Origin of the sequence: Halothiobacillus sp., assembly GCF_027346185.1 — a bacterium.
Lineage (GTDB): Bacteria > Pseudomonadota > Gammaproteobacteria > Halothiobacillales > Halothiobacillaceae > Halothiobacillus.
The window spans coordinates 1-4,725 of sequence record NZ_DAIESY010000161.1 but is presented as its reverse complement, the minus strand read 5'-3'; the positions used below and the strand labels follow the sequence as shown (position 1 = coordinate 4,725).

Sequence of the window (4,725 nt, the reverse complement as noted above, 5' to 3'; positions counted from 1 at the left end):
CTGTGGGCGACGGCGCCGAACACCCCCCCCTGCATTTCGACCATGTGCAGCGCGGCGTGATGATTGGTGATATCCGTGGCGGCACAGGCGTCTTCGACCAGCAGGCATTCGAAGCCACGATCGTTGGCTTCACGCATCGTGGTGTGTACACAGACATCGGTGGTAATGCCTGTCAGAATCAGATTGCGAATGCCGCAGGTGTGCAGGATAAGCTCCAGATCGGTGGCGTAAAACGAACCTTTGCCGGGTTTGTCGATGATGACTTCACCTGGCAGGGGCGCGAGTTCGGGGATGATTTCCCAGCCGGGTTGACCACGCACCAACACCTGACCACAGGGGCCACAGTCGCCGATGCCTGCGCCGATCTGCCGGGAGCGCCAGCGCTTGTTGGCGGGCAAATCCGAAAGATCGGGCCGGTGTCCTTCACGGGTGTGGATGACCTTGAACCCCTTTTTTCGCGCCAGATTAAGCAATTGGGCTATGGCGGGAATGGGCGTACGGGTCAATTCGATGTCGTAGCCCATGCTGTCCACATAGCCGCCCGGGCCGCAAAAGTCGATTTGCATGTCGATGATCACGAGCGCCGTGTTTCCTGGCGTGAGTTGACCATCGAACGGCCAGAGATAGGGGCGGGCTTGAATGAATTTACTCATGTGAAGGTTTCCTGTCATTCATGCGCTTCATGGTTAACGCACCAGGCTCAGTTCACCAGGCGCACCGGAAATTTTCCGGCCAGAGGATGTCGTCAGTATCAGAATCCCGAGCGTCAGTACGTAGGGCAGGGCATTGAGTAGATAGAATCCGCTGGTCAAGCCCATCGCCTGGAGTGCGGGTCCGAGTGCACCTGCCGCACCGAAAAGCAGGGAAGCCCACAGGCAGCGCAAGGGCTCCCAGCGTGCGAAGATCACAAGTGCCACCGCCATGATGCCTTGGCCGGAAGACAGCCCCTCGCTCCAGCTCCCAGGGTAGTACAGCGACAGGAACGACCCACCGACTCCAGCCAGAAAGCCGCCGAATACGGTCGCCAGAATACGGGTCGGAATCACCCGAAAGCCCATGGCGCGCGCGGCATCTTCGCTATCGCCGACAATACGAATCTGCAATCCCCAACGGGTACGCAGGAAGGCGTAGTGCAGCAGGAACGCCAGTACAATGCCGATCAGAAACAACGGATTGACCTGCAGGGCGGATTGTATCTGCGCGGAATCGCTCCAGAAGCCGAGTGGTATGGAAGGCAGGGTAGGCGCCTGTGGTTGAATCAACGGTTTGCCGAGGAAAAAGGCCAACCCGGTGCCGAGCAGCATAAAGCTGATGCCGATGGCAATGTCGTTGACGCGTTTGAGGCTGCACAAAATGCCGTGCAGCAGACCCATGACCGCGCCGACAAAACCCGCAGCAAGCACACCGAGCCAGGCCGAACCGGTATAGAGCGATGCGCCATATCCGGCCATTGCCCCCATGATCAGCACACCCTCCAAACCAAGGTTGATGCGGCCGGATTTCTCCGTCACGCATTCCCCGAGGCTCACCAACAGGAACGGCGTGCTTGCCCGAATGGCGCCGGCGATGACAGCGATGGGCACACCCCACCAGCCCAGACTTTCTGTGACTTCAGTCATGATTCTGTTCCCTTGATGACCGGTTTGGTGGTCGTGGGTTTGAAAAACCGGAAGCGCCCGAGGAGAGTGTCGCTGGCGAGAATGACAACGAACAAAATGCCCTGGAATACGATGACCGTAGCATCCGGCATATCCAGGCGTCGTTGCAGCATCCCGCCCGCCGCGTCAATGCCACCAAACAAAATGGCGATAGGGATGACTGCGAACGGGTTCTGCCGTGCGATGAAGGCCACTAGAATACCGGTGAAGCCATACCCGGCGACAACGGCGGAATTGGCGCTTCCCTGAACGGCCGCCACTTCGATCGCGCCTGAAAGTCCAGCAGCCGCGCCACCGACGGCGGCAGCGCCGATCACCCAGTAATTGACGTTCAATCCCGCCATCTGGGCTGCACGGGGATTGCCGCCAACCGCGCGCAGCGCGAGCCCGACGGTGGTGTACTTGAGGACAAGCCAGATAATCAGAGCGAACACGATGCCGATAATCAAGCCGTAATGGACATCCATGCCTGGGATATTGCCGATCATATGCGCATCCCCGATGGGATGCGTCGCCGGATTGTTGGTACTGGCCGGATCCTTCAACGGCCCCTGAATGCAATAGTTCAGTAGGGCGATTCCGATATAGGAAAGGAGAAGGCTGCTGATGGTTTCGTTGACGCCGCGATAGTTGCGCAACCAGCCGGACAGCGCAAACCAAAGTGCGCCTGTTAACGCGCCAGCGGTCAACATGCCGATTTGCGCCACCAGCGCCGAATTGTCGTGAAGCGCGTAGCCGACCACGCCAGCCAACAGCGCGCCCAGTGCCAATGCGCCTTCGCCGCCGATCATAATCATGCCGGCCTGTGCCGGTATGGCAACGGCCAGACCGGTAAGAATGAGAGGGGAAGCCAGTACGAGGGTGTTCTGTAAAGAGAAGCTCGAACCGAAACCACCTTGGTACAGTGTCAGGAACACTTCCGGCGGTGATTGCCCGACAAGCGCGACAAAGCCAGCAAAAAGCAGCATGCCGACCAGAATGGCGCCCGTCGGCACCAGCAGCGGCTCCGCTATGGGCAGCAAAAACCTCTTGATGCCTGTGTACATAATGAATGGCTCCCCTGATTGGATAACTCGAGGTAGATAAATCCGGTGGCCGGACGAGGTTGCCCGTGCAAGCAACCGACAGTCGTCCGTCAGATCTGGCCGACGACACCCGCCACTAGGTAATTCATCCCCTCCAGGGCGACATCACGCTGGCCTAGGCTGACCCCCTCTGGAATCACGGTTTTGCCGTTGTTGTCCTTGAGTGGGCCCTTGAAGATCACATAGCTCCCTCCCAGCATTTTGGCCTTGATGGCATCGGCGGTTTCCTTCGCCTTTTCGGGCACGGCTTTGCCGTAGGGGCTCATCTTGACGAACCCTTCCTTGAGACCGCCGCGCAGGAAGTTGAGCATCGGCTTGCCTTCGTAGGCGGCATCCACAAGCATCTTGTAGGGTGTCGCCCAGACCCATTCGGCGCCGGTGAGGTAACCCTTCGGTGCCAAAGACGATTGATCAACATGGTAGCCGGTGCAGTACACACCACGCTTTTCGGCGGTCTCGATGATGACTTTCGGGCTATCCACGTGGCAGGTAATGACATCACAACCTTGATCAATCAGGCTGTTGGCGCTTTCCGCTTCCTTGACGGGCATGGACCAGTCACCCGTGAAAATCACATGGGTTGTGAATGAAGGGTCGACCGACTGCGCACCCAACGTGAATGAGTTGATGTTGCGCAATACCTGCGGGATCGGTTTGGCCGCAATGAAGCCAAGCTTTTTGCTCTTGCTGACATGCGCCGCGACTACACCGCTTAGGTATTCGCATTCATCAATGTAACCGAAGAAACTACCGGTGTTCTTGGGATCCTTGGGTGTCCACAGACCGCCACAGTGGGCGAAGCGAATCTTGGGATATTGCGCGCCGAGTTTGAGGACATAGGGATCGAAATAGCCGAACGAGGTGGCAAAAATCAGCTTGGCGTCATCTTGTTCGATCATCGCCTGCATGGACTTTTGCACGGCGATGGTCTCGGGGACGCGTTCTTCTTCCACCACACGTATGTAGGGCAATTTCTTCATCTCGGCGACGGCCTCGGCGTGTGACTGGTTGTACCCATAATCATCGCGAGAGCCAACATAGACGGCACCGATGGTGAGTTTTTCCGAGGCGGATGCCGTTCGGATGCCCAATGAAATCAATGTCAGGGCGGCGGCTGAGCCACCCAGTTGCGCCAGGGCCTTGCGACGGGATTTATCGATTGTGCTCATGTTCATGTTCTCTCTTAAGTTATAAATGAGGAGGAAGCTTAGAAGTGGTATTCGACGCGGACCATGGGTGTTTTGGCGAAGGCACCTGAGCCTGCGGGGCCGTTGGCATCGTTACCGAACTTATTCTTCCAATACTGGTATTCGAGGCCGGCTTTGAAGGTACCTGGTTTACCGAAGAAGAGCTTGCCGACATCGGCCATGATTTGTGCATCGATATCGATTTCGGTTTTGGTTTGGTTGCCGAACTCATCTTTACCCTTTGGTGCGATGAAGTTGGCAAAGCCCTCGAAAGAGAATGCCGAGTTACCGATCGGGATGCCCCAGGCGGCCGTCAGCATTGGGTGAGTTTTGTAACTGTAGCGAGAGACACAGGTTTGCGTGTATTCGTTGCAGGGCGCATTGCTTTCCCAGAGCGCGAGCAGGCTTACATTCAGGAAGCCTGGCACATCGAACATCACGGTGGGGCCGAGAACCAGCATTCGTTTCTTCGAGTTATAACCCGCATCATCCTTAACATTGAAGTCAAAGCCGCTGGTGATACCGAATCCTTTAGCCACCCCTAACTTAAGATCCTTGTTCATGATCTTGCCGATATCCAGGGTATTGCGATAAACAGCATAGACCTCAGTTGCACCAGAATTGCTCCAAGGGCTGGAAGGATCCTTACTGTCAGAAAACAGCGCATCGATGCTGAAGAAGTTGGTGCCGTACTTGAAACCACTGACATGGGAGAAGTTGAGGATATTTTTGGCGATATCGTTGCCCTCAAAGGGTTCGGCGAACTTGGTGCCGTAGCGCCAGCTCAGCGAGGTG

General features: G+C 56.8%; 5 protein-coding genes. All 5 read right to left on the bottom strand.

Going from position 1 to position 4,725, the window contains the following annotated elements:
* Positions 1-653 (bottom strand): isochorismatase family cysteine hydrolase (locus M7R55_RS11275; RefSeq protein WP_298220613.1); only part of this gene is annotated, 653 nt, incomplete at its 3' end.
* A 33-nt stretch (positions 654-686) separates the two neighbouring features.
* Complete coding sequence (locus M7R55_RS11270) at positions 687-1,619, bottom strand: ABC transporter permease (RefSeq protein WP_298220611.1); 933 nt, start codon at positions 1,617-1,619, stop codon at positions 687-689.
* Positions 1,616-2,704: an ABC transporter permease gene (locus tag M7R55_RS11265; protein ID WP_298220609.1), complete on the bottom strand. Its 1,089-nt coding sequence runs from the start codon at positions 2,702-2,704 to the stop codon at positions 1,616-1,618. The genes M7R55_RS11270 and M7R55_RS11265 overlap by 4 nt, the downstream gene beginning before the upstream one ends.
* 89 nt (positions 2,705-2,793) lie before the next feature.
* Entirely contained in the window at positions 2,794-3,918 is a 1,125-nt protein-coding gene (locus M7R55_RS11260; RefSeq protein ID WP_298220607.1) for a BMP family ABC transporter substrate-binding protein, read from the bottom strand.
* Positions 3,919-3,950: 32 nt separating this feature from the next.
* On the bottom strand, positions 3,951-4,725 hold a 775-nt coding region (locus M7R55_RS11255; protein ID WP_298220605.1), incomplete at its 5' end, for an outer envelope protein.